The sequence below is a fragment of the Nonomuraea sp. NPDC049141 genome, assembly GCF_040648415.1.
In the GTDB taxonomy this organism is placed as follows: domain Bacteria; phylum Actinomycetota; class Actinomycetes; order Streptosporangiales; family Streptosporangiaceae; genus Nonomuraea.
Map to the genome: position 1 here is coordinate 474,972 of NZ_JBEZDR010000005.1, position 19,319 is coordinate 494,290.

At 68.3% G+C, this 19,319-nt stretch carries 19 protein-coding genes; 7 read left to right on the top strand and 12 right to left on the bottom strand.

The window, feature by feature from the left end:
- Nucleotides 1-5 precede the first annotated feature (5 nt).
- The 4 genes from AB0B91_RS18300 to AB0B91_RS18315 all read right to left on the bottom strand — a co-directional run bounded on the left by AB0B91_RS18300 (nt 6) and on the right by AB0B91_RS18315 (nt 4,369).
- Complete coding sequence (locus AB0B91_RS18300; protein ID WP_358320440.1) at nt 6-2,105, bottom strand: (Fe-S)-binding protein; 2,100 nt, start codon at nt 2,103-2,105, stop codon at nt 6-8.
- A 115-nt stretch (nt 2,106-2,220) separates the two neighbouring features.
- Nucleotides 2,221-2,802 carry a TetR family transcriptional regulator gene (locus AB0B91_RS18305; RefSeq protein WP_358320443.1) on the bottom strand — a complete coding sequence of 194 codons (582 nt, stop codon included), beginning with the start codon at nt 2,800-2,802 and terminating at the stop codon, nt 2,221-2,223.
- Complete coding sequence (locus AB0B91_RS18310; protein ID WP_358320446.1) at nt 2,799-3,548, bottom strand: class I SAM-dependent methyltransferase; 750 nt, start codon at nt 3,546-3,548, stop codon at nt 2,799-2,801. The genes AB0B91_RS18305 and AB0B91_RS18310 overlap by 4 nt, the downstream gene beginning before the upstream one ends.
- 11 nt (nt 3,549-3,559) lie before the next feature.
- Entirely contained in the window at nt 3,560-4,369 is an 810-nt protein-coding gene (locus AB0B91_RS18315) for a sugar phosphate isomerase/epimerase (RefSeq protein WP_358320448.1), read from the bottom strand.
- A gap of 55 nt (nt 4,370-4,424) precedes the next feature.
- On the opposite strand from AB0B91_RS18315, the gene AB0B91_RS18320 reads away from it, so the two are divergent.
- From AB0B91_RS18320 to disA, 5 genes are read left to right on the top strand one after another with little or no spacing between them, the layout of a single operon-like run.
- The gene (locus tag AB0B91_RS18320; protein ID WP_358320452.1) at nt 4,425-5,123 is read left to right on the top strand and encodes a class I SAM-dependent methyltransferase; all 699 of its coding nucleotides are present in this window, start codon (nt 4,425-4,427) and stop codon (nt 5,121-5,123) included.
- 43 nt (nt 5,124-5,166) lie between these two features.
- On the top strand, nt 5,167-5,541 hold the full coding sequence (locus tag AB0B91_RS18325; RefSeq protein WP_219532997.1) for a MerR family transcriptional regulator: 375 nt from the start codon (nt 5,167-5,169) through the stop codon (nt 5,539-5,541).
- Nucleotides 5,538-5,843: a thioredoxin gene (trxA, locus tag AB0B91_RS18330; protein ID WP_358320456.1), complete on the top strand. Its 306-nt coding sequence runs from the start codon at nt 5,538-5,540 to the stop codon at nt 5,841-5,843. The genes AB0B91_RS18325 and trxA overlap by 4 nt, the downstream gene beginning before the upstream one ends.
- A gap of 56 nt (nt 5,844-5,899) precedes the next feature.
- Nucleotides 5,900-7,306, top strand: coding sequence for a DNA repair protein RadA (gene radA, locus AB0B91_RS18335; RefSeq protein ID WP_358320459.1), 1,407 nt, complete (start codon nt 5,900-5,902; stop codon nt 7,304-7,306).
- Nucleotides 7,307-7,347: 41 nt separating this feature from the next.
- Nucleotides 7,348-8,430: a DNA integrity scanning diadenylate cyclase DisA gene (gene disA, locus AB0B91_RS18340; RefSeq protein ID WP_358320461.1), complete on the top strand. Its 1,083-nt coding sequence runs from the start codon at nt 7,348-7,350 to the stop codon at nt 8,428-8,430.
- A 15-nt stretch (nt 8,431-8,445) separates the two neighbouring features.
- Here disA and AB0B91_RS18345 read toward each other — a convergent pair whose 3' ends face one another.
- Entirely contained in the window at nt 8,446-9,123 is a 678-nt protein-coding gene (locus AB0B91_RS18345; RefSeq protein WP_358320464.1) for a hypothetical protein, read from the bottom strand.
- Between the two features lie 78 nt (nt 9,124-9,201).
- Here AB0B91_RS18345 and AB0B91_RS18350 point away from each other — a divergent pair, with 78 nt between their 5' ends.
- Nucleotides 9,202-10,077, top strand: a complete 876-nt coding sequence (locus AB0B91_RS18350; protein ID WP_358320467.1) for an A/G-specific adenine glycosylase — start codon at nt 9,202-9,204, stop codon at nt 10,075-10,077.
- Between the two features lie 8 nt (nt 10,078-10,085).
- On the opposite strand, the gene AB0B91_RS18355 is transcribed toward AB0B91_RS18350, so the two are convergent.
- Together AB0B91_RS18355 and AB0B91_RS18360 are read right to left on the bottom strand one after the other, a co-directional pair.
- Entirely contained in the window at nt 10,086-10,502 is a 417-nt protein-coding gene (locus tag AB0B91_RS18355; protein ID WP_358320470.1) for a cupin, read from the bottom strand.
- Between the two features lie 490 nt (nt 10,503-10,992).
- Nucleotides 10,993-11,319, bottom strand: coding sequence for a cupin domain-containing protein (locus tag AB0B91_RS18360; protein ID WP_358320473.1), 327 nt, complete (start codon nt 11,317-11,319; stop codon nt 10,993-10,995).
- A 113-nt stretch (nt 11,320-11,432) separates the two neighbouring features.
- Here AB0B91_RS18360 and AB0B91_RS18365 point away from each other — a divergent pair, with 113 nt between their 5' ends.
- A complete protein-coding gene (locus AB0B91_RS18365) occupies nt 11,433-11,903 on the top strand; it encodes a MarR family winged helix-turn-helix transcriptional regulator (RefSeq protein ID WP_358320475.1) in 471 nt (156 codons plus the stop codon).
- Between the two features lie 161 nt (nt 11,904-12,064).
- On the opposite strand, the gene AB0B91_RS18370 is transcribed toward AB0B91_RS18365, so the two are convergent.
- The 5 genes from AB0B91_RS18370 to AB0B91_RS18390 all read right to left on the bottom strand — a co-directional run bounded on the left by AB0B91_RS18370 (nt 12,065) and on the right by AB0B91_RS18390 (nt 19,234).
- The gene (locus tag AB0B91_RS18370; RefSeq protein WP_358320478.1) at nt 12,065-13,003 is read right to left on the bottom strand and encodes a TIM barrel protein; all 939 of its coding nucleotides are present in this window, start codon (nt 13,001-13,003) and stop codon (nt 12,065-12,067) included.
- A 320-nt stretch (nt 13,004-13,323) separates the two neighbouring features.
- Nucleotides 13,324-15,831 carry an ATP-dependent Clp protease ATP-binding subunit gene (locus AB0B91_RS18375; RefSeq protein ID WP_358320480.1) on the bottom strand — a complete coding sequence of 836 codons (2,508 nt, stop codon included), beginning with the start codon at nt 15,829-15,831 and terminating at the stop codon, nt 13,324-13,326.
- Between the two features lie 664 nt (nt 15,832-16,495).
- Nucleotides 16,496-16,828: an Lsr2 family protein gene (locus AB0B91_RS18380; RefSeq protein ID WP_214641947.1), complete on the bottom strand. Its 333-nt coding sequence runs from the start codon at nt 16,826-16,828 to the stop codon at nt 16,496-16,498.
- 510 nt (nt 16,829-17,338) lie between these two features.
- On the bottom strand, nt 17,339-17,827 hold the full coding sequence (locus AB0B91_RS18385) for an RDD family protein (protein ID WP_358320483.1): 489 nt from the start codon (nt 17,825-17,827) through the stop codon (nt 17,339-17,341).
- Nucleotides 17,828-17,935: 108 nt separating this feature from the next.
- Nucleotides 17,936-19,234, bottom strand: a complete 1,299-nt coding sequence (locus tag AB0B91_RS18390; protein WP_358320486.1) for an RDD family protein — start codon at nt 19,232-19,234, stop codon at nt 17,936-17,938.
- Nucleotides 19,235-19,319 lie beyond the last annotated feature (85 nt).

A 19,319-nucleotide genomic window follows, 5' to 3' on the forward strand; every position in this document is an offset into this window, starting at 1 on the left:
CCCCGTCAGGAGCCGGTTTTGACAGATTTGATCAGGAGCTGGGCCACGTCCACGACCTCCAACGACTCCTTCGCCTGGCCGCTGTTCTTCTTCTCGTTGATGGCGTCGCCGAGCATCACCATGCAGAACGGGCAGGCCGTGGAGACAGTGTCAGGATTGGTGGTCAGGGCCTCGTCGACGCGCTCGGTGTTGATGCGCTTGCCGATGCGTTCTTCCATCCACATCCGGGCGCCGCCGGCCCCGCAGCAGAAACCGCGGTCCTTGTGCCGGTGCATCTCCTGCGTCTGCACGCCGGGCACCTTCGACATGATGTCGCGGGGCTGCGAGTAGACCTTGTTGTGGCGGCCGAGGAAGCACGGGTCGTGGTAGGTGATCTTCTCCTCGATCGGCGTGATCGGGGTGAGCAGTCCCTCGTCGACCAGCTTGGCCAGCAGCTGCGTGTGGTGTACGACCTCGTAGGTGCCGCCGAGCTGCGGATACTCGTTGGCCAGCGTGTTGAAGCAGTGGGGGCAGGTGGCGACGATCTTCTTGACGCCCGCCTCGTTCAGCGTCTCGATGTTCTGCTGGGCGAGCATGTTGAACAGGTATTCCATGCCCAGACGGCGGGCCGGGTCACCCGTGCACGCCTCCATCGGGCCGAGCACGGCGAACTTCACGCCCGCGATGTGCAGCAGCTCGGCGACGGCCTTGGTGGTCTTCTTGGCCCGGTCTTCGAGCGCGCCCGCGCAGCCGACCCAGAAGAGGTATTCGGCGTCCTCGGGCATCTTGTCCTCGACCAGCTCGACCTCGAAGTCGAGCTCGGAGATCCAGTCCGCGCGCTTCATCTCGGACATGCCCCACGGGTTGCCCTTGTTCTCCAGGTTCTTGACCATCACTCCCGCCTCCGACGGGAACGACGACTCCACCATCACCTGGTAGCGGCGCATGTCGAGGATGTGGTCGATGTGCTCGATGTCGACCGGGCACTGCTCGACGCAGGCGCCGCAGTTCGTACAGGACCACAGGACGTCCGGGTGGATCACGCCCTCCTCGCCGACCAGCGGCTTGTTGAGCAGCGCGAGCACGTCGGTGTCCGCGTGCTCGGTGGAGGCGGCCATCAGGTAGGGGGCCACCTTGAAGGCGTGGTCACGCTGGTCGAGGATGAGCATCTTCGGCGACAGCGGCTTGTCGGTGTTCCACGCGGGGCACTGCGACTGGCAGCGGCCGCACTCGGTGCAGCTGTAGAAGTCGAGGAAGCCCTTCCAGGTGGTGTCGCCGATCTTGCCCCGGCCGAGCCGCTCGGGGTCCAGGTCCTCGTCCTCGAAGTCGACGAGCTTGCCGTCGACGCGCAGCTCGGACGCGGCGCCCAGGCCATCGGGGCGGCGGGAGAAGAGCACGTTCAGCGGCGCGGTGAAGATGTGCAGGTGCTTGCTGTGGACCACGATGACCAGGAACACCAGCATGAAGCCGATGTGCAGCAGCAGCGCGATCTCCTCCAGCACCGAGCTGGCGGGAAGGATCTTGCCCAGGGCCAGCGACACGAAGGCGCCCGACGAGTAGGGGAAGTTGCCGTTGGCCGCCGCCGCGCCACGGGCCAGGAAGAGCGTCCAGATGATGTTGAAGATCATGAACAGGACGAGCCAGGCGCCGCCGAGGTGGGAGCCGGAGAAGCGGGACTTACGGCCGAGCGTCTTGGGTGAGTTCTTGATCCGGATGACGGCGAAGGCGAGCAGGCCGAGCAGGCAGGCCACCGCGATGAAGTCCTGCAGGAAACCGAGCACCGCCCAGGTGCCGATGAGCGGGATGTGGAAGTCGGGCTCACCAGTGATCGCGCCCTGGACGATGGCGCCGTACGCCTCGATGTAGACGGTCAGCAGGATGAAGAACGCCCACATCACGAAGAAGTGCGCGGTGCCGGACGGTGTCCACTTGAGCAGTTTCTTCTGCCCGAACACCTCGACGAGTTGCGTCTTGAGCTCAGTGCCCGCGTGCGTCTTCGCGTATTCGATGCGTTCGGGCGCGGGCGGACCCACGGTCGCGAGCTTGAACAGGAACAACGTCCTGCGGCCCGCTACGGCGACCGCCGCGACGGTCATGATGAGCCCGATGATGGCCACCCAGAGCACGGGTCCTCCCACTGACGATGTTGGCTGCCAGCGTACGGTCACGTCACCGGCCAGGCACTACCGGAATCCTACCGACTAGTAACCTTACGGTCGGCGGTGCGTCCAGAACAATGCTCTACCCCGTCAAGTAGCGCTGTACCGTCGGCCCCAGCAGTTGGACCAGATCTTCGGGATCGGCGCTCGCCAGCGGCTCCAGCCTGAGCACGTAACGGCCCATGACGATGCCGAACATCTGCGCGAAGGCGGCCTCGATCCGCAGGTGCGGCACCTCGAGCCGGTCGGCGACCCGGTAGAGCAGGGCGTTCGTGACGAACTCCCGGAACATCTTCTCGGCCTGCTCGTTCGTCATGGCCGACCGGATCAGCGCGACCATCGGCTCGCGCGTCTCGGGCGCGCCCGTCACCGACAGGATCAGCCGGACGAGCCGCTCCCCGATCTCCTCGCGGGGCCCTTCGAGCAGCAGCGGCACGATCTGGTCAGGGGTGACCGGCAGCCGCATCGCCGCCGCGAACATGCCCTCCTTGGTGTCGAAGTAGTGGTGCACCAGGGCGGGATCGACGTTCGCCTCCCTGGCGATGCCGCGTACCGTCGCCTTGTCGAAGCCCTTCTCGGCGAAGACACGACGAGCCGCGGCGAGGATCTCACCCCGCGTGTCCGCCGAGCCCGGCCGGCGCCCCGGACGGCGCGTGTTCGTCACCTGCCCACCGCCAGGTAGACCCGCATGGGCACGTACAGGACCCCCTCGGGGAAGACCTTCCTGAGCTCCACCCGCTGCCGTGCGACGAGATCGTCGGCGGCCTCGGGAGACAGCGCCGCCATGTAGGAATGCGAACGCAGGTTGAGCAGGAAGTCCTCGATGCCGACCAGCCTGGTCCAGGCGATCCAGCGCTCCTCGACCACCTCCATGGCGGCGGCGATGGGCGGCACGGACCACTCCGCCAGCGCCGGGCCCCAGTAGGTCGGGCACTCCGCCGCCAGCCGGGCCTCATGGGCGGCCAGCCAGTCGGCCTCGGCGGCGTGGGCCAGGTTCCAGCAGCCCACGATGGCCCCGTCGGGCCGCAGCACCCGCCTGGCCTCGGAGATCGAGACCACCGGGTCGAGCCAGTGCCAGGACTGGGCGTACGTCACCAGGTCGGCCACCCCGTCGGTCAGCGGCAGGGCGTTGCCGTCCGCGAGCAGTGCGGCGATGCCGTCGTCCGTGGCCTTCGAGAGCAGGCGGGCGAGCATCTCCGAGCCCGCGTCCACCGCGATCACCCGCGAGCCGCGGGCGCGCAGGGCACGCGTCAGGATGCCGGTGCCGGCGCCCACGTCGACCGCCGTCGCGCCGGCGAGCTGGATGCCGGACACTTCCGACAGCGCGTGGTACATCTCGTCGGGGTACGTCGGCCGGCCCGCGTCGTAGGCGTCGGCGACGCTGTCGAACACCCTGCCGAGCTCCCTCATCGGTCCCACGCTCATCTGGCCGCCGCCAGGTAGAGGCGGGCGAAGGCGAGCGCCTCCGCCAGGTCGTCGATCCGCTCCGTACGGCTGGCCGCCTTGCGGGTGTTGATCTCCAGCACGACCAGCCCGCCGTAGCCGGAGTTGGCCAGCCGTTCCAGCATGGGCGCGCACGGCTGGTTGCCCCTGCCGGGTACGAGGTGCTCGTCCTTGTTCGTCACGCCGAGGCCGTCGGCCAGGTGCAGGTGGGCGAGCCGGTCACCGAGCTTGGCGGCCATCTCCATGGCGTCGGTGCCCGAGACGGCCGTATGCGACAGGTCGAGCGTGACGTGCGGGAAGTCGTAGTCGGTCGGGTCCCAGCTGGGCGAGTAGGGGACCACGTCGTTGTTTCTGGCCTTGAGCGGGAACATGTTCTCCACCGCGAACGTGACGCCGGTCTCGTCACGCATCCTGGCCAGGCCGGTCTCGAAGTCGCGCGCGTACTCGCGCTGCCAGCGGAACGGTGGGTGCACCACGACCGTCGAGGCGCCCAGCCGTTCGGCCGCCTTCTGGGCCTTGACCAGCTTGGCCCAGGGGTCGCGGCCCCAGACGCGCTGCGTGACGAGCAGACACGGCGCGTGGATGGCCAGCACGGGGACTTCGTAGTGCTCGGAGAGCCGCTCGATCACATCGATGTCCTGGCTCACGGGATCGGCGCCGACCATGATCTCGACCCCGTCGTAGCCAAGACGCGCGGCCAGCTCGAACGCGTCGGGAGTGCGTTCCGGATATACCGAGGCGGTGGACAATGCGATCTTCGCATTGGGCACGCGGATGACATCAGCCACGCTGCCAGCCTAAGCCGGTGACGACGTTCTGGCGCGCGCCCCGTACGGTTGGGCCATGCCACGGATCGCCAAAGGCGCCATCCCCAGCCCCAACATCTGGAACACCCCCCAGGTCTACGAGCTGGAGAATCGCGCCGTCGACCCTGACGGAGCGGCCAACGCGGCGATGCGCGCCCTGCGCTCCTGGAACGGCGCCACCGTGCTCGACATCGGCTGCGGCACCGGTTACCACCTGCCGGCGTTCGCGGCCGAGGCGGCGAAGGTGATCGGCGTCGAGCCCCACGGCGATCTGGTCACGCTCGCCCGCCGCCGCTGCGCCGGGCTGCCCTCCGTCGAGGTCCACGCCGCCGCCGCACAGGACCTGCCGCTGCCCGACGCGTCCGTGGACGTCGCGGTGGCGCGCTGGGCCTACTTCTTCGGCCCCGGCTGCGAGCCCGGCTTACGCGAGCTCTCCCGGGTGGTACGCCGGGGCGGCGCGGCCTTCGTCATCGATCTGGACGCCACCCGCGGGGCCTTCGGCGGCTGGTTCCAGCGCACGGTGCCCACCTACTCCGCCAAGGCGGTGGAGGCCTTCTGGGACCTCCACGGCTGGCAGCGACAGCAGCTCGACCTGCGGATGACCTTCTCCCGCCGGGTCGACCTGGAGGCCGTGCTGCGCATCGAGTTCACGCCCGAGGTGGCCGCGCAGGCGATCGCCGAGACACCCGGCCTGGAACTGCCCTACCCGAACGTGCTGCGCTGGCGCTCGTTCTAGGGGGGTTGACATTGACGTCAGTGTCAACGTTTAGCGTAGGGGCATGCGCATCGGAGAGCTGGCCGAACGGACCGGGGTGAGCACCCGATCACTCCGCTACTACGAGCAGCATGGGCTGCTCACGGCCAGACGCGGGTCCAACGGCTACCGCGACTACGCGGAGGAGGACATCAAGCTGGTGTCCGAGATCCGGGCGCTGCTGTCCGTGGGGTTCACGCTGGAGGACACGCGGCCGTTCGTCGACTGCCTGCGCTCCGGCCACAGTACGGGCGGCTCCTGCCGCGAGTCTGTCGCGGTCTACCAGCGCAAGCTGGCCGAGATCGACGACGAGATCCGCGTCCTGCTCACCCGGCGCGCCGAAGTCGCCGCCCAGCTCGGCGCGGCGTGCCCTGGTTGCGTGCTTAAAGGAGAGAAATGATTGAGCTGACCGCCGCCAACTTCGAGGAGCAGGTACTCAAGAGCGACAAGCCGGTGCTGGTCGACTTCTGGGCCGAATGGTGCGGGCCGTGCCGCATGGTCGCCCCCGTACTCGCGGAGATCGAGACCGAGCACGGTCTGACCATCGGCAAGCTCAACAGCGACGAACACCCTGAGATCTCGGCCCGCTATGGCGTCATGGGGCTGCCCACGATGCTGCTGTTCGAGAACGGGGCGCCGGTCAAGCAGGTCGTCGGCGCCAAGCCCAAGCGCATGATCGAGGCCGAACTGGGCCTGAAGTAGGCCTTCTGGCCCGTACCTCGTGAAGATTGTCGGCGCGGGCCGCTAGCCTGCTCCGCATGGTCAAGTCTGCGCAGAAGCCCGGTTACCGCTGCGCCGAGTGCGGGTGGCGCACCACGAAGTGGGTGGGCCGCTGCGGCGAGTGCCAGGCCTGGGGCACGGTCGACGAGGAGGGCGCGCGCGCCGGGGTGCACGTCGTCCAGGCCGGCGCGACGACCGCGCCCGCGGTGCCGATCGGCCAGGTCAAGGCCGAGACGGCAGCCGCGCGCACGACCGGGGTGAGCGAGCTCGACCGGGTTCTCGGCGGCGGCCTGGTGCCCGGGGCGGTGGTGCTGCTGGCCGGCGAGCCCGGCATCGGCAAGTCGACGCTGCTGCTCGAAGCGGCCGCCCGCATGTCCGAGCGCGACACGGTGCTTTACATCACGGGCGAGGAGTCGGCGGCCCAGGTGCGGTTGCGGGCCGACCGCATCGGCGCCATCCGCGACCACCTCTACCTCGCGGCGGAGACCGAGCTGTCGGCGCTGGTCGCGCATGTCGACAAGGTCCAGCCCAAAATGCTCGTCGTCGACTCGGTGCAGACGGTCGGCTCCGCGCAGACCACCGGCGTGCCGGGCGGGGTGACGCAGGTGCGGGAGGTGGCCGCCAATCTGGTCCGGCTGGCCAAGGAGCGCAACATGGCCACCGTGCTCGTCGGCCACGTCACCAAGGAAGGCTCGATCGCCGGGCCGCGCACCCTGGAGCACCTGGTGGACGTCGTGCTCAGCTTCGAGGGCGACCGCCACTCCCGGCTGCGGATGGTCCGCGCGATCAAGAACAGGTACGGCCCCACGGAGGAGGTCGGCTGCTTCGACCTGCACGAGCGCGGCATCGAGGGCATCACCGACCCGAGCGGGCTGTTCGTCTCGCGGCGCAGCGAGCCGGTGCCGGGCACCTGTGTGACCGTCACGGTCGAGGGCACCCGACCGCTGCCCGCCGAGGTCCAGGCCCTGGTCGCCCGCACCGAGGCGCAGCAGCCCCGGCGCACCTCCTCGGGCCTCGACACCTTCCGGGTGCAGATGATCCTCGCCGTCCTCGAACGCCGGCTCAACGCCAAGCTGGGCGGCTGCGACGTGTTCACCGCGACCGTGGGCGGCATCAAGCTGTCCGACCCGGCCATCGACCTGTCGGTGATGCTGGCGGTGGCCAGCGCGGCGGGCGACAAGCCGCTGCCGGCCGGTCTGGTGGCCATGGGCGAGGTGGGGCTGGCGGGCGAGTTGCGCCCGGTGAAGGACGTGCGGCGACGGCTGAGTGAGGCCGCGCGGCTGGGGTTCAAACGCGGGCTGGTGCCCGCCGGATCCCTCGACCAGGGCGGCAGCCGGCGTGACGGACAGCGTTCCCTGGTGCCCGTGGGGCCGGTGGCGTTCGCGGCCGGCTTCGAGGTGGTAGAGGTGGAGAACGTCTGGGACGCACTCACACACGTCACATAGCGCGGCTAAGCTTGACCTGACTATTTCGACACGGGGGTCAGGTGCCAAACGACAGGAGTCTCGACGACCGCCGTCGCGAAGCCCTGGCCTCCGTGGCCCCGGGCACACCGCTACGCGACGGCCTGGAGCGGATCCTGCGCGGTCAGACCGGCGGCCTGATCGTGCTCGGCTACAACAGCGTGGTCGAAGAGGTGTCCAGCGGCGGGTTCGAGCTCGATGTCGAGTTCTCCGCCACGCGCCTGCGCGAGCTGGCCAAGATGGACGGCGCGATCGTGGTCGGCGACGGCCAGCGGATCGTCCGCGCCGCCGTGCACCTGGTGCCGGACCCGGGCATCCCCACCGACGAGTCGGGCACCCGCCACCGCACCGCGCAGCGGGTCGCCCGCCAGACCGGACTGCCGATCATCGCGATCAGCAAATCGATGCGGATCATCGCCCTCTACCTCGACGGCATCCGCTACGTGCTGGAGGAGTCGGCGGCCATCCTGTCCAAGGCCAACCAGGCCCTGGCCACGCTCGAACGCTACAAGCACCGCCTCGACGAGGTCTCCGGCACGCTGTCGGCCCTGGAGATCGAGGACCTGGTGACGGTCCGTGACGTGGCCGCCGTCGCCCAGCGGCTGGAGATGGTCAGGCGCATCTCCGACGAGATCAAGGGCTACGTGGTCGAGCTCGGCACCGACGGCAGGCTCCTGTCACTGCAGCTCGACGAGCTGGTGGCGGGCGTCGACTCGGAGCGTGAGCTGGTCGTGCGCGACTACCTCCCGACCCCCGCTGGCCGCCGTCACCGGCGCCTCACCGAGGCCATGCACGATCTCGACGCGCTCTCGAGCGAGGAGCTGCTCAACCTCGCGACGGTCGCTCACGTGCTGGGCCACAGCGAGGACGAGACGCTCGACAGCCCGGTCAGCCCGCGCGGGTTCCGTCTGCTGGCCAAGGTGCCCCGCCTGCCCGCGACCGTCGTCGATCGGCTGGTCAACCACTTCGGCGGGCTGCAGAAGCTGCTGGCCGCCAGCATCGACGACCTCCAGGCCGTGGGGGGCGTCGGCGAGTCCCGGGCGCGCAGCGTCCGCGAGGGGCTCTCCCGGCTCGCGGAGTCCTCCATCCTGGAGCGCTACGTCTGAGCCCGCCGGCCTTCCTCAGCGAAGGTGGAAGACGCCCATCGGGCTTCTGAGCTTGCCCATGTGCACCACGGCCACGTACGTGCCCGGCAGGGCGGCCGGCGGGTCGGTGCGGCAGTCGCTGCTGGAGCGGCGCCGGTCCCAGTCGAGCGAGCGCACGAAGGGGACCCCGCGCTGCAACTGCCTGAGCTCGGTGGCCTCGCCGCTGACACAGTCGGAGTTGGACCAGATGCGGTCCTCCCCGGAGGTGATGCGGACCTCCATGGACCGCGGGCCCACGTCGGCGGAGCACATGACGGGGCCGGTGTTGACCAGGCTGATGAGGAAGTTGGGCTGGGCGCCTGGCGCGTAGACATCCTGCTTGCCCTGCATGCTGAGCACCAGGTCGCCCTCGCTGCAGGGATCGCCGGGCCGCTGGGGCGGCAGGGCCGCCGTCGTGGTCTTGCCGGCGCTCGGTGTGGGCGAGGGGGTGCCGGTGCTCACGGTCATGGTGTGCAGACCGGCGAGCAGCGGATCCGCCGCCGTCGGGGTGACGCTCACGGAGCTCTGCGTGCTGGAGGGCCGCTGCGGCCCGCTCCCCCCGCTGGAACACGCCCAAGCGACAACCGCCACCACGACGAGAACCGCCACCAGGACGCTCATACGCCGTCGCCAGTAGATGTCGCCGCTGCCGTCACCCATCGTATCCGGATCCATACACACAGCATGGTAATCCATTGGCCACGGAGTGTGACGACACGCCGCTGGTCGCCATCTCGGCATAGCCTAGGGCGCGTGGTTGAGCCGAACCTCCTACACGTCCCCGTTCTGGAGTGGTACGAGGACAACGCCCGAGACCTCCCGTGGCGTACCGCCGACGCGACGCCGTGGGGCGTGCTCGTCAGCGAGATCATGCTGCAGCAGACCCCGGTCGTCCGCGTCCTGCCCATCTGGCACGAGTGGATGAACCGCTGGCCCACCCCGAAGGCCCTGGCGGCCGAGCTCCCCGGCGAGGCCGTACGCCACTGGGGCAGGCTCGGCTACCCGCGCCGGGCGTTGCGGCTGCACGCGTGCGCGAAGGCCATCACCGAGGAGCACGACGGCGAGGTGCCGTCGGACCACGCGACCCTGCTGGCCCTGCCCGGCATCGGCGAGTACACCGCCGCCGCGGTCGCCAGCTTCGCGTACGGCGGGCGGCACGCGATCCTCGACACCAACGTCCGGCGGGTGTTCGCCAGGGCGGTACGGGCCGAGGAGTATCCGCCGACGGCCACCTCCGCCGCCGAACGTCGGCTGGCCGAGACGCTCCTGCCCGAGCTCGGTGCCGCCCGCTGGGGCGTGGCCGTCATGGAGCTGGGCGCCCTGGTCTGCACGGCCCGCACGCCACGCTGCGCCGACTGCCCGATCGCCCAGGTGTGCGCGTGGCGCCTGGCCGGCAAGCCGCCGCATGACGGGCCCGCCCGCAAGGGCCAGACGTACGCGGGGACCGACCGCCAGTGCCGGGGCCGCCTGCTGGCGGTGCTGCGGGCGGCCCACGGGCCGGTGCCCAAGGCCGCGCTCGACGTGGTCTGGGACGATCCGGTGCAACGAGAGCGCGCCCTGGACGGCCTGATCGCGGACGGCCTGGCCGAACACCTCGACGACGGCACCTACCGCCTGCCCCACTCCTGACCGCCGGCTCACCGGACCCAGGGCGGGACCGTCCGCTCCGAGCCCTTTGGCGCCAGGTCGCAGGCGTCCAGGGCCGACACGCCGTCCGGGTTGTACGCCTCGACTCCCGGAGACGCGACCACGATCGCCGCGAAGCCGTCGCGTGGATCGGCCGTCATCTGCCGGGTCACGTCGGCGGGCAGCACCATGGTGTCGCCGGGCCCCACGGTGAACAGCTCGCCGCCCAGCTCCACAGTGGCCGTCCCGGCCAGCCACGTCCACACGGACTCGGCGTCGAAGACGTGGACCGGCCCCACCATCCCCGGTACGGCGTCCACCCGCCACATGGCCGTCCCTGCCTCGCCCTGGGTCGGTGAGGCGAGGGTGGTCATGACGGCGTTGGGCGTCTCGGTCCGGCGGGAGCCGGCGGAAAGGACAACAGGCATCGGTTTCTCCTCAATGGGTGATCGGCTTGCGGTTGACAATCGGTCGGCGACCTACGGTTGATGACCGGCCTCCGGCCAGGGCACACGGACCGCGCTTGTTGGCGGCCCACGGGCCCTGGGCAGCGCGGGTCCTGGGCAGCGCGACTAGTCCCGTTTTCCGCACGTCATCACGACTGGCCCATGTTTCCGCGCTCCCCGCCGTACTTCGGCTGGGGACCTTCTGAGGAGCGGAGGCGGCGATCTCCCGGGGCCTTGCGGGGACGGGAGCGACGATCGCCCGGACCTTCCCGGGACGGGAATGACGATCGGCCGGGCCTTCCCGGGACGGAAGCGACGATCGCCCGTTGCCCTCAGAGGGGCGGGAGTGACGATCGCTCGTGGTGCCAGTGATGAAGCGGTACTTGCGGAAAACGCGGCTAGCGACTGGCCTGTGGTTCGCGGGTGACCGGCCGTTGGTGGCCGGTCTGTGGTCGGGCGTACGGGCGGTGGGTCACGCGATCCACGGTGGCGTACCGTAGGCGTCAGAGCCGTCGGCCGCGAGTGCCCTGGCTCCGGCCGGTGCCGTCACCACGGCCGTGTAGCCGGCCTCGGCGCCGGCCGTGACGCGCCGTACCGTGCGGGCGGGCATGACGACGGTGTCGCCCGGCCCGACGCCGAACGTCTCCTCGCCCAGCTCGACGGTGGCCGTCCCGGCCAGCCACGTCCACACCTGCTCGCTGTCGAAGTCGTGCGACGGCCCGGCCACACCGGGCTTGGCGTCGACCCGCCACAGGGACCGCGACGCACCCCCTTGGCTCGGCGAGGCGAACGTGGTCATGACCCCGCCGGCGGTCTCTGATCGACGCGCATCGGCATCACGGATGACAGTCATCCCGGCAACCCCTAAGATAGACAACAAAGTTGTCTATATAGTGAACCAGGTTGTCTATCGTGTCAAGCGACATCCCCGGCTTCGAGCTTCCGCTCCGCCTCCTTCTCGGCTTCCGCGTGCTCATCGACGAGCTCCACGCGGAGCTGGGCCGCCAGGGCCATCCCGACATCCGGCCGATGCACGGCTTCGTCATGCAGGCGATCGGCCGGGGCAGCACGACCGCCGTGGACCTCGGCCGGACGCTGGGCGTCTCCAAGCAGGCGGCCGGCAAGACGATCGACGTGCTGGAACGCATCGGCTATGTGGAGCGCACCGTGGACCCCCACGACACGCGACGTAAGATCGTCCGTCTGACGCCCTACGGCGTCGACGCCCTGGTCCGCTCGGGCCGCATCTTCGAAACCCTCCGCGAACGCTGGGCCGGGGAACTGGGCGAAGAGCGCGTCCAGGCCCTGGTGGCCGATCTTCGCAAGGTAACTCCGCCCGACCTGTTCCGTCTGGACACGCCGGGCTGGTTCGGGACGCTGTAGCGGCCGGGAGTTACGCGGCTGGATGCAGGCCCGACCGCGGTCAGGCTGTTACACGGCCAGTTGCAGGCCGAGCCCGGTCAGGTTGTTAGGCGGCCAGTTGCAGGCCCAATCGCGGTCAGGTTGTTACGCGGCCAGTTGCAGACCCAACCGCGGTCAGGCTGTTACGCGGCCAGTTGCAGGCCCAGCCCGGTCAGGCTGTTGCGGGCCCAGTCGAGCTGTTCGGCGAGCAGGGACACCAGCGCCCCCGGCCCCTTGGCGCGTCCCGGCACCGCCAGGTTGTGCGTCTCGACCTCGATGTGCGCGCTCCCGCTGACCGCGCCCGACAGCATCGCCGCCATCGTGTCGTACAGCACCGCGCCGGTACTGGGCGTATCCCCTGTGTGGTTGTGCACGTGCCCCAGCTTGACCACCGGAGCGCCCGCCGCGGCCAGGCCGCGCAGTGCCGCACCGGGCTCCTCGGCGCCGCAGGCCAGGTGGCAGGCGTCGAGGCAGACGCCCAGGTGGTCGGAGTCGATCCCGCACACCCGCTCCAGCGCCTGCTCGGTCGTCTCCAGCACGCAGCCGGGCCACGGCTCGAAGCCGACGCGGATGGTCTTGCCGGTGACGCTGTAGATGCCACGGAGCTCTCTGGCCAGCCGTTCGAGCCGCCGGGTGGCGATGGCGTGCAGGTCGGCGGGCCAGTCGTGGCGCCAGCCGATCGGGATGGTGGAGATGCTGCCGAACCGTACGTCGTCGGGCAGCAGGAACGCCAGGATCTTGGCCAGCGCCATCGTGTAGCGGTAGCGCTCCGGCTTGGCCCAGTCGGGACCTGGCACCTCCAGGTTGCGCCCGCCGGTGCCGTTGAGGCTCACCACCTCCAGGCCGCGCTCCTCCAGCGACCTGCGCAGCCGTACGAGCTCGATGCGGTCGGCCGTGAGGTGGTCGGCCACGGCGGGCGAGAGCCACAGGCCGACGCCCATCCGCTCGACCCCGAGCCGCTTGCGCACCGGCACCGCGTAGCGAGTCAGGTGGGCGATCAGGTTCTCCAGGTCTTCCGCGGGGTGTACGCCTGCGTTGTAGGCGAGGTGAACCAGCGTTCCGTCATCGTGACGCAGACGCATTGAATCCTCCACGGCTTGCACTGGTCGTTCCCGTCGCCCGCCCTGGGGATGATGCGGACTCTGTCGAGCATGCCTGCTGCCGGGTGGCGCACGCGTCCGCCCTGAGTTGATTCGCGCGTACTCCCCAGGGAGCAGCCCTCCCCTTGGGAACGCCGTCTTGCGGACGACATGGGGAGGCCAGGCGATGCTCTACGCAGTGTAGTACTACTACCGGTGGCGGTACACCCAGGTTTCCAACAAATTAAGCAACCGGCCTACGAAACGACGAAACCCCCGTGTGATCTCTCACACGGGGGTCGCTGGGTCGAACTCGGGCGCCGTTAGTTCTTGATCGGCGCCGCGATCGCCGCGGCCGAGTCGGGAACCTGGCTGGACGCCGCGTCCTCACCGGTGAAGATGAACTTCGCGTCGTCGCCTTCGCCCTCGATCGTGACCTTGACGATCTGGCCCGGACGGAGCTCGCCGTACAGGATCTTCTCCGACAGCGAGTCTTCGAGCTCGCGCTGGATGGTCCGGCGCAGCGGCCGGGCACCCATGACGGGGTCGTAACCGCGGTCGGCCAGCAGCTGCTTGGCCTCCTGCGAGACGTCGAGCCCCATGTCGCGGTCCTTCATCCGGGCGTCGACCTGAGCGAGCATCAGGTCCACGATCAGGATGATCTCCGCCGGCGTCAGCTGGTGGAAGACCACGATGTCGTCGACACGGTTGAGGAACTCGGGCCGGAAGTGCTGCTTGAGCTCCTCCTGGACCTTGGACTTCATCCGCTCGTAGTTGGAGTCGGCGTCGTTGGACTTGGCGAACCCGACCCCGATGCCCTTGGAGATGTCGCGGGTGCCGAGGTTGGTGGTCATGATGATGACCGTGTTCTTGAAGTCCACCACGCGGCCCTGGGCGTCGGTCAGGCGACCGTCTTCCAGGATCTGCAGCAGCGAGTTGAAGATGTCGGGGTGGGCCTTCTCGATCTCGTCGAACAGGACCACGGAGAACGGCTTGCGCCGCACCTTCTCGGTGAGCTGACCGCCCTCCTCGTAGCCGACGTAGCCGGGAGGCGAACCGAACAGCCTGGAGACGGTGTGCTTCTCCATGAACTCCGACATGTCCAGGCTGATCAGAGCGTCTTCGTCACCGAAGAGGAACTCCGCCAGCGCCTTGGACAGCTCGGTCTTACCGACGCCGGACGGGCCGGCGAAGATGAACGAGCCACCGGGACGGCGCGGGTCCTTCAGCCCGGCGCGGGTGCGCCGGATCGACCGGGACAGGCCCTTGATGGCGTCGTCCTGACCGATGATCCGCTTGTGCAGCTCGTCCTCCATGCGGAGCAGGCGCTGCGACTCCTCCTCGGTCAGCTTGAAGACCGGGATGCCGGTGGCCGTCGCCAGGACCTCGGCGATGAGCTCCTCGGTGACCTCGGCCACGACGTCCATGTCGCCGGCCTTCCACTCCTTCTCGCGCCGCTCGCGCTTGAGCTGGAGCTGCTTCTCCTGATCGCGGAGAGCCGCCGCCTTCTCGAAGTCCTGCGCGTCGATCGCGGACTCCTTGTCCCGGCGGACGTTGGCGATCTTCTCGTCGTACTCGCGCAGGTCCGGCGGAGCGGTCATCCGGCGGATGCGCATCCGCGAACCGGCCTCGTCGATGAGGTCGATCGCCTTGTCGGGAAGGTAGCGGTCGCTGATGTAGCGATCGGCCAGCTGCGCGGCCGCGACCAGCGCGCCATCGGTGATGGACACCCGGTGGTGCGCCTCATAGCGGTCGCGCAGACCCTTGAGGATCTCGATCGTGTGGCTGAGCGAGGGCTCGGCCACCTGGATCGGCTGGAAGCGCCGCTCCAGAGCGGCGTCCTTCTCCAGGTATTTGCGGTATTCGTCGAGGGTCGTGGCACCGATGGTCTGCAGCTCGCCACGCGCCAGCATCGGCTTGAGGATGCTGGCCGCGTCGATCGCGCCCTCGGCCGCGCCCGCGCCGACGAGCGTGTGCAGCTCGTCGATGAACAGGATGATGTCGCCGCGCGTGCGGATCTCCTTGAGCACCTTCTTCAGACGCTCTTCGAAGTCACCGCGGTAGCGGGAACCCGCCACCAGAGCGCCGAGGTCAAGCGTGTAGAGCTGCTTGTCCTTCAGCGTCTCGGGCACCTCGCCCCTGACGATCTTCTGCGACAGGCCCTCGACGACGGCGGTCTTGCCGACGCCGGGCTCGCCGATCAGCACCGGGTTGTTCTTGGTCCTCCGGGAGAGGACCTGCATGACCCGCTCGATCTCCTTCTCACGGCCGATGACCGGATCCAGCTTGCCCTCGCGGGCGGCCTGGGTCAGGTTACGGCCGAACTGATCGAGCACCAGGGAGGTCGACGGGGCCGACTCCTGCGGGCCGCCGGCTGCGGCCGGCTCCTTGCCCTGGTAGCCGTGGAGCAACTGGATGACCTGCTGCCTGACACGGTTGAGATCGGCTCCAAGCTTGACCAGCACCTGGGCTGCCACACCCTCACCCTCACGGATGAGCCCGAGCAGGATGTGCTCGGTGCCGATGTAGTTGTGACCCAGCTGCAAGGCCTCACGGAGCGACAGCTCAAGAACCTTCTTGGCCCGCGGGGTGAACGGAATGTGCCCCGACGGAGCCGACTGGCCTTGGCCGATGATCTCCTCGACCTGCTGACGCACTCCTTCAAGGCTGATGCCGAGGCTCTCCAGAGCCTTGGCGGCTACGCCCTCACCTTCATGGATCAAACCAAGAAGAATGTGCTCAGTGCCGATGTAGTTGTGGTTGAGCATCCTGGCCTCTTCTTGGGCCAAGACGACAACCCGCCTTGCTCGGTCGGTGAACCTCTCGAACATCTCGTCGCTCCTCACAGAGCGGTCAGTCAGGCCGGTAAATCCGGTCCCGTCATCCCGCATGCTAGCCCTGGCTCGGCGAACCGTGCCCACTGCCACTGACACGCTCTATAGCAGAGACGTTCCCCGGGAGCAGGGCGTTCACCCTCTATCCAACTACCGATCGGGGGTTACGTGTTCCCGATACGCCGCAAGCGAACGATGTTTGGGAAGCTTCGGCGAAGCACCTGGAATTGGTCGCCACGGCGCCGGCAGATCAACATGGAGCGGCTTCTGGCCGCCACGGGTGAGAGGGCTCGCCCGCGCATCGCCCATGCCACATCAGTGAGCCATACGCAAACATCCTATGTAGGGAAGCGCGCTCCGCGCCAATCGATCGTGGTACGTCACCCGGAGGCCGCGAAATCGCCCGTCTGGTCAGCCGGGTTACCAACCCGGGCCGTCGCGCCACCGGGGAGCCCACACCCGGGGCTGGAACGCACCAGAACGGAAAACCGCCCGGAATCTACCGAGCGATCAGCCCAAAATGATCACATATGGGCGATTAGAAGATCGCCCCGCGAACTGTCCAGCATTTGAGAAGAGCCGATAAAATGATCATGCGCTTATGGCGTTCGCCGGGGTCCTTAGGCGAGCGGCATAAGCGCATGGTCGGGAGATGACTCTCTCAGTGAGCTGCTTCGTACTTCTCCACCACGGTGGAGGCGATTCGGCCACGCTCGCTCACCGGCAGACCGTGAGCCTTGGCCCACTGCCGGATCTCCGAGCTCTTCTCGCGGCTCATCGCACGCTGTCCGCCGCGACCGCGCCGACGCGTGGTGACGGCACCGGACCGACGAGCGTGCTGTACGAAAGGCGTGAGCGCGTCCCTCAGCTTCTTGGCGTTAAGGTCGCTCAGGTCAATCTCATAGGAGGAGCCGTCAATAGCGAAGCTGACCGTCTCATTGGCCTCGCCCCCATCGAGGTCATCGATGAGAATCTCCTGGATCTGCTTGGCCATCTACGCAATCCTTTCGCGGAGCATTGTTTCATTCGCCAGGGCAAACATATACCCGGAAAGGCGTTGAGACAATTCAGCGCTACAAGGATTCCGCTGAGTCACCGATCAGTTGTGGTTCTCGGCCTGATCCTGGCGGTTTGGACGGCGTCCAGCGGCCTCGGATCGGACCAACTTCACTACGCCAAAGATGAAGGCGCCGCCCACGACCACGGGTGGGATGAGGGCTGACAATACGTCGGTAAGGGCCTGCATTCGTCCTCGTCTCCACAGCGGACCGGGGTTTCGATGGGCGCTTTATCCACAAGCGGCCCCAGCATGAGCGCCCCTCATGCCACACCAGGTGGACAACCGCCCGCACCTGACCATAGTGGTACACCGATGCTGTCCGTGTGCCAAGAGCGCCAACATCCGGCAACCCGGACGTCTCATAGCCTAATGCCAGTCTCTCCAGACTCCTTACCGGATCAAGTGAAAATTTTACGGAAAGGCATCGGCCCAGGTACCCAAGGCTCAACGAAGATCTTTGGTCACCAGTGTTCCGGCGAGCCTGTCGTGCGGCCCGCGCTGCAGCGGCCTGTCGATCAAGATGAGGATCCCGACCCAGAAGACGAAGATTCCGGCCAGCACATTGACCACCGGAATGCCCATCACCATGACAGCTCCGGGATAGATCAGGGACCGTTTCAGCAGCGCGCCTCGCCGAAGGCCACCGGGCTCCAGGCGAATCTTCATGATCGCCTTGCCGAAGGTGCGGCCGCCCATGGAATGCGCGGTCCAGTCATAGACCGTATATCCCAGCCCGGCGAGCAGACACGCGAACACGCCGGGCAACCGGCCGTCGAACGCCTCCAGCAACCCGACAGTTCGAAAGGCCGCCCAGAGCGCAACGAACAGAATGTAATAGAAGACACCGAAGACGAGGGCTTCAATGAGCCGGGCGGCCAGCCGTTCCCACCATTCCGCTGGGACCGCGTCACTCCACGGCGGCGACCCGGTCATAACCCACCTCGACCCTTCGGCGAACCGACCGCTACCCATTTTGGTACGGCCCGCACACACAAAACAGAGGCCGGCCACCGGCCGACCTCTGTTTCGCGCTCGCGAGGACTACTTGATCTTCACTACCACGGTGCCGCTGAACTTGTCGGCGAACGTCTGCTGCAGCGGCTTGTCCCAGAGCTGGGAGGCGCCGTTCAGCGCGACGGCGATCCCACCGAGCAGCGTCCCGACGACCGGGACGATGCCGGCGATGTATCCGCCCCAGGTGCCCGCGGCCCGCTTGAGCGCCACCTCGTTGGGCAGGCCGCCGGGCGGCAGCATGTTGCCCATGGGCACGATCTTGATACCCATGACCAGCTTGCCGACCGTCTGGCCGCTCATCTTGGTCATGAAGTATTCGTAGGCGACATATATCGCCGTCATGATGATGGTCTGCACGATCCCGTAGGCGAGCGGGCCCAGCAGGCCGCTCGTCGTACCGGTCACGGAGTTGTAGCTGCTGAGCAGGACGGCCGCGAGAATGAGGCCCAGCACCCCGGACACGATGCCGAAGATGACACCGTCGATGATCCTCGCCACGAGCCGCTGCCACCACTCGGCGAGCGGGGCCGGGGCTCCGGGCGGCTGCATCCCGTACGGCTGGGCGCCGTAACCGGGCTGCTGGCCGTACTGGGGCTGCTGCTGCCCGTATCCGGGCTGACCACCGTACTGCGGCGGCTGCTGACCGTATCCCGGCTGGGACTGCTGCTGCTGGCCATAGCCGGGCTGCTGACCGTAACCAGGCTGCTGACCCGACGGGGGCTGCTGCCCATAACCAGGCTGCTGACCGTAGCCGGGCTGCTGACCGTAACCAGGCTGCTGGCCCGACGGGGGCTGCTGCCCATAGCCGGGCTGCTGGCCGTAACCGGGCTGCGACTGCGGCTGCTGGCCATAACCCGGCTGGGACGGCTGCTGCTGCCCGTAACCGGGCTGCTGGCCGTAGCCCGGCTGCGACTGCGGCTGCTGACCGTAGTCCGGCTGGCCGTACTCGGGCTGCTGGCCCGAGGCCTGCTGCTGCCCGTAGCCGGGCTGCTGGCCGTATTCAGGTTGCTGGCCGTAGCCGGGCTGCTGCCCGTACTGGGGCTGCTGCTGGCCATATTGCGGCTGCTGACCGTAACCGGGCTGCTGGCCGTAGCCCGGCTGCTGCTGCTGGCCGTACTGCGGCTGCTGGCCGTAGCCCGGCTGCTGCTGCCCATAGTTGGGTTGCTGACCATAGGCGTCGTCCGCCCGGTAGCCAACGATCGTTGCATCCGGGTCGGGCCCGCCATAGGGGCGGCCCGCGTTGTGCTGTCCGTATTCGGGAGTCCCGCCAGGCGCAGAGTTCTCGCCGGATTCGTCCTGTGGATACGGCGGCTGTCCGGTGCTCACCGTGTCACCTCGCTTCGAGTGCGCATGTGGCACGTGTCAGGACACATGCCTGTGCTGCCCAACGTATCGACATAGGTATCAACAA

Coding starts and splice junctions, on each gene's coding strand:
- AB0B91_RS18360 (WP_358320473.1), bottom strand. CDS start 11,319: ATGACCACGTTCGCCTCGCCGAGCCAAGGGGGTGCGTCGCGGTCCCTG.
- AB0B91_RS18345 (WP_358320464.1), bottom strand. CDS start 9,123: ATGGATCCGGATACGATGGGTGACGGCAGCGGCGACATCTACTGGCGA.
- AB0B91_RS18385 (WP_358320483.1), bottom strand. CDS start 17,827: ATGACCGGGTCGCCGCCGTGGAGTGACGCGGTCCCAGCGGAATGGTGG.
- AB0B91_RS18355 (WP_358320470.1), bottom strand. CDS start 10,502: ATGCCTGTTGTCCTTTCCGCCGGCTCCCGCCGGACCGAGACGCCCAAC.
- AB0B91_RS18375 (WP_358320480.1), bottom strand. CDS start 15,831: ATGTTCGAGAGGTTCACCGACCGAGCAAGGCGGGTTGTCGTCTTGGCC.
- AB0B91_RS18325 (WP_219532997.1), top strand. CDS start 5,167: ATGCGCATCGGAGAGCTGGCCGAACGGACCGGGGTGAGCACCCGATCA.
- trxA (WP_358320456.1), top strand. CDS start 5,538: ATGATTGAGCTGACCGCCGCCAACTTCGAGGAGCAGGTACTCAAGAGC.
- AB0B91_RS18320 (WP_358320452.1), top strand. CDS start 4,425: ATGCCACGGATCGCCAAAGGCGCCATCCCCAGCCCCAACATCTGGAAC.
- radA (WP_358320459.1), top strand. CDS start 5,900: ATGGTCAAGTCTGCGCAGAAGCCCGGTTACCGCTGCGCCGAGTGCGGG.
- AB0B91_RS18380 (WP_214641947.1), bottom strand. CDS start 16,828: ATGGCCAAGCAGATCCAGGAGATTCTCATCGATGACCTCGATGGGGGC.
- AB0B91_RS18370 (WP_358320478.1), bottom strand. CDS start 13,003: ATGCGTCTGCGTCACGATGACGGAACGCTGGTTCACCTCGCCTACAAC.
- AB0B91_RS18310 (WP_358320446.1), bottom strand. CDS start 3,548: ATGAGGGAGCTCGGCAGGGTGTTCGACAGCGTCGCCGACGCCTACGAC.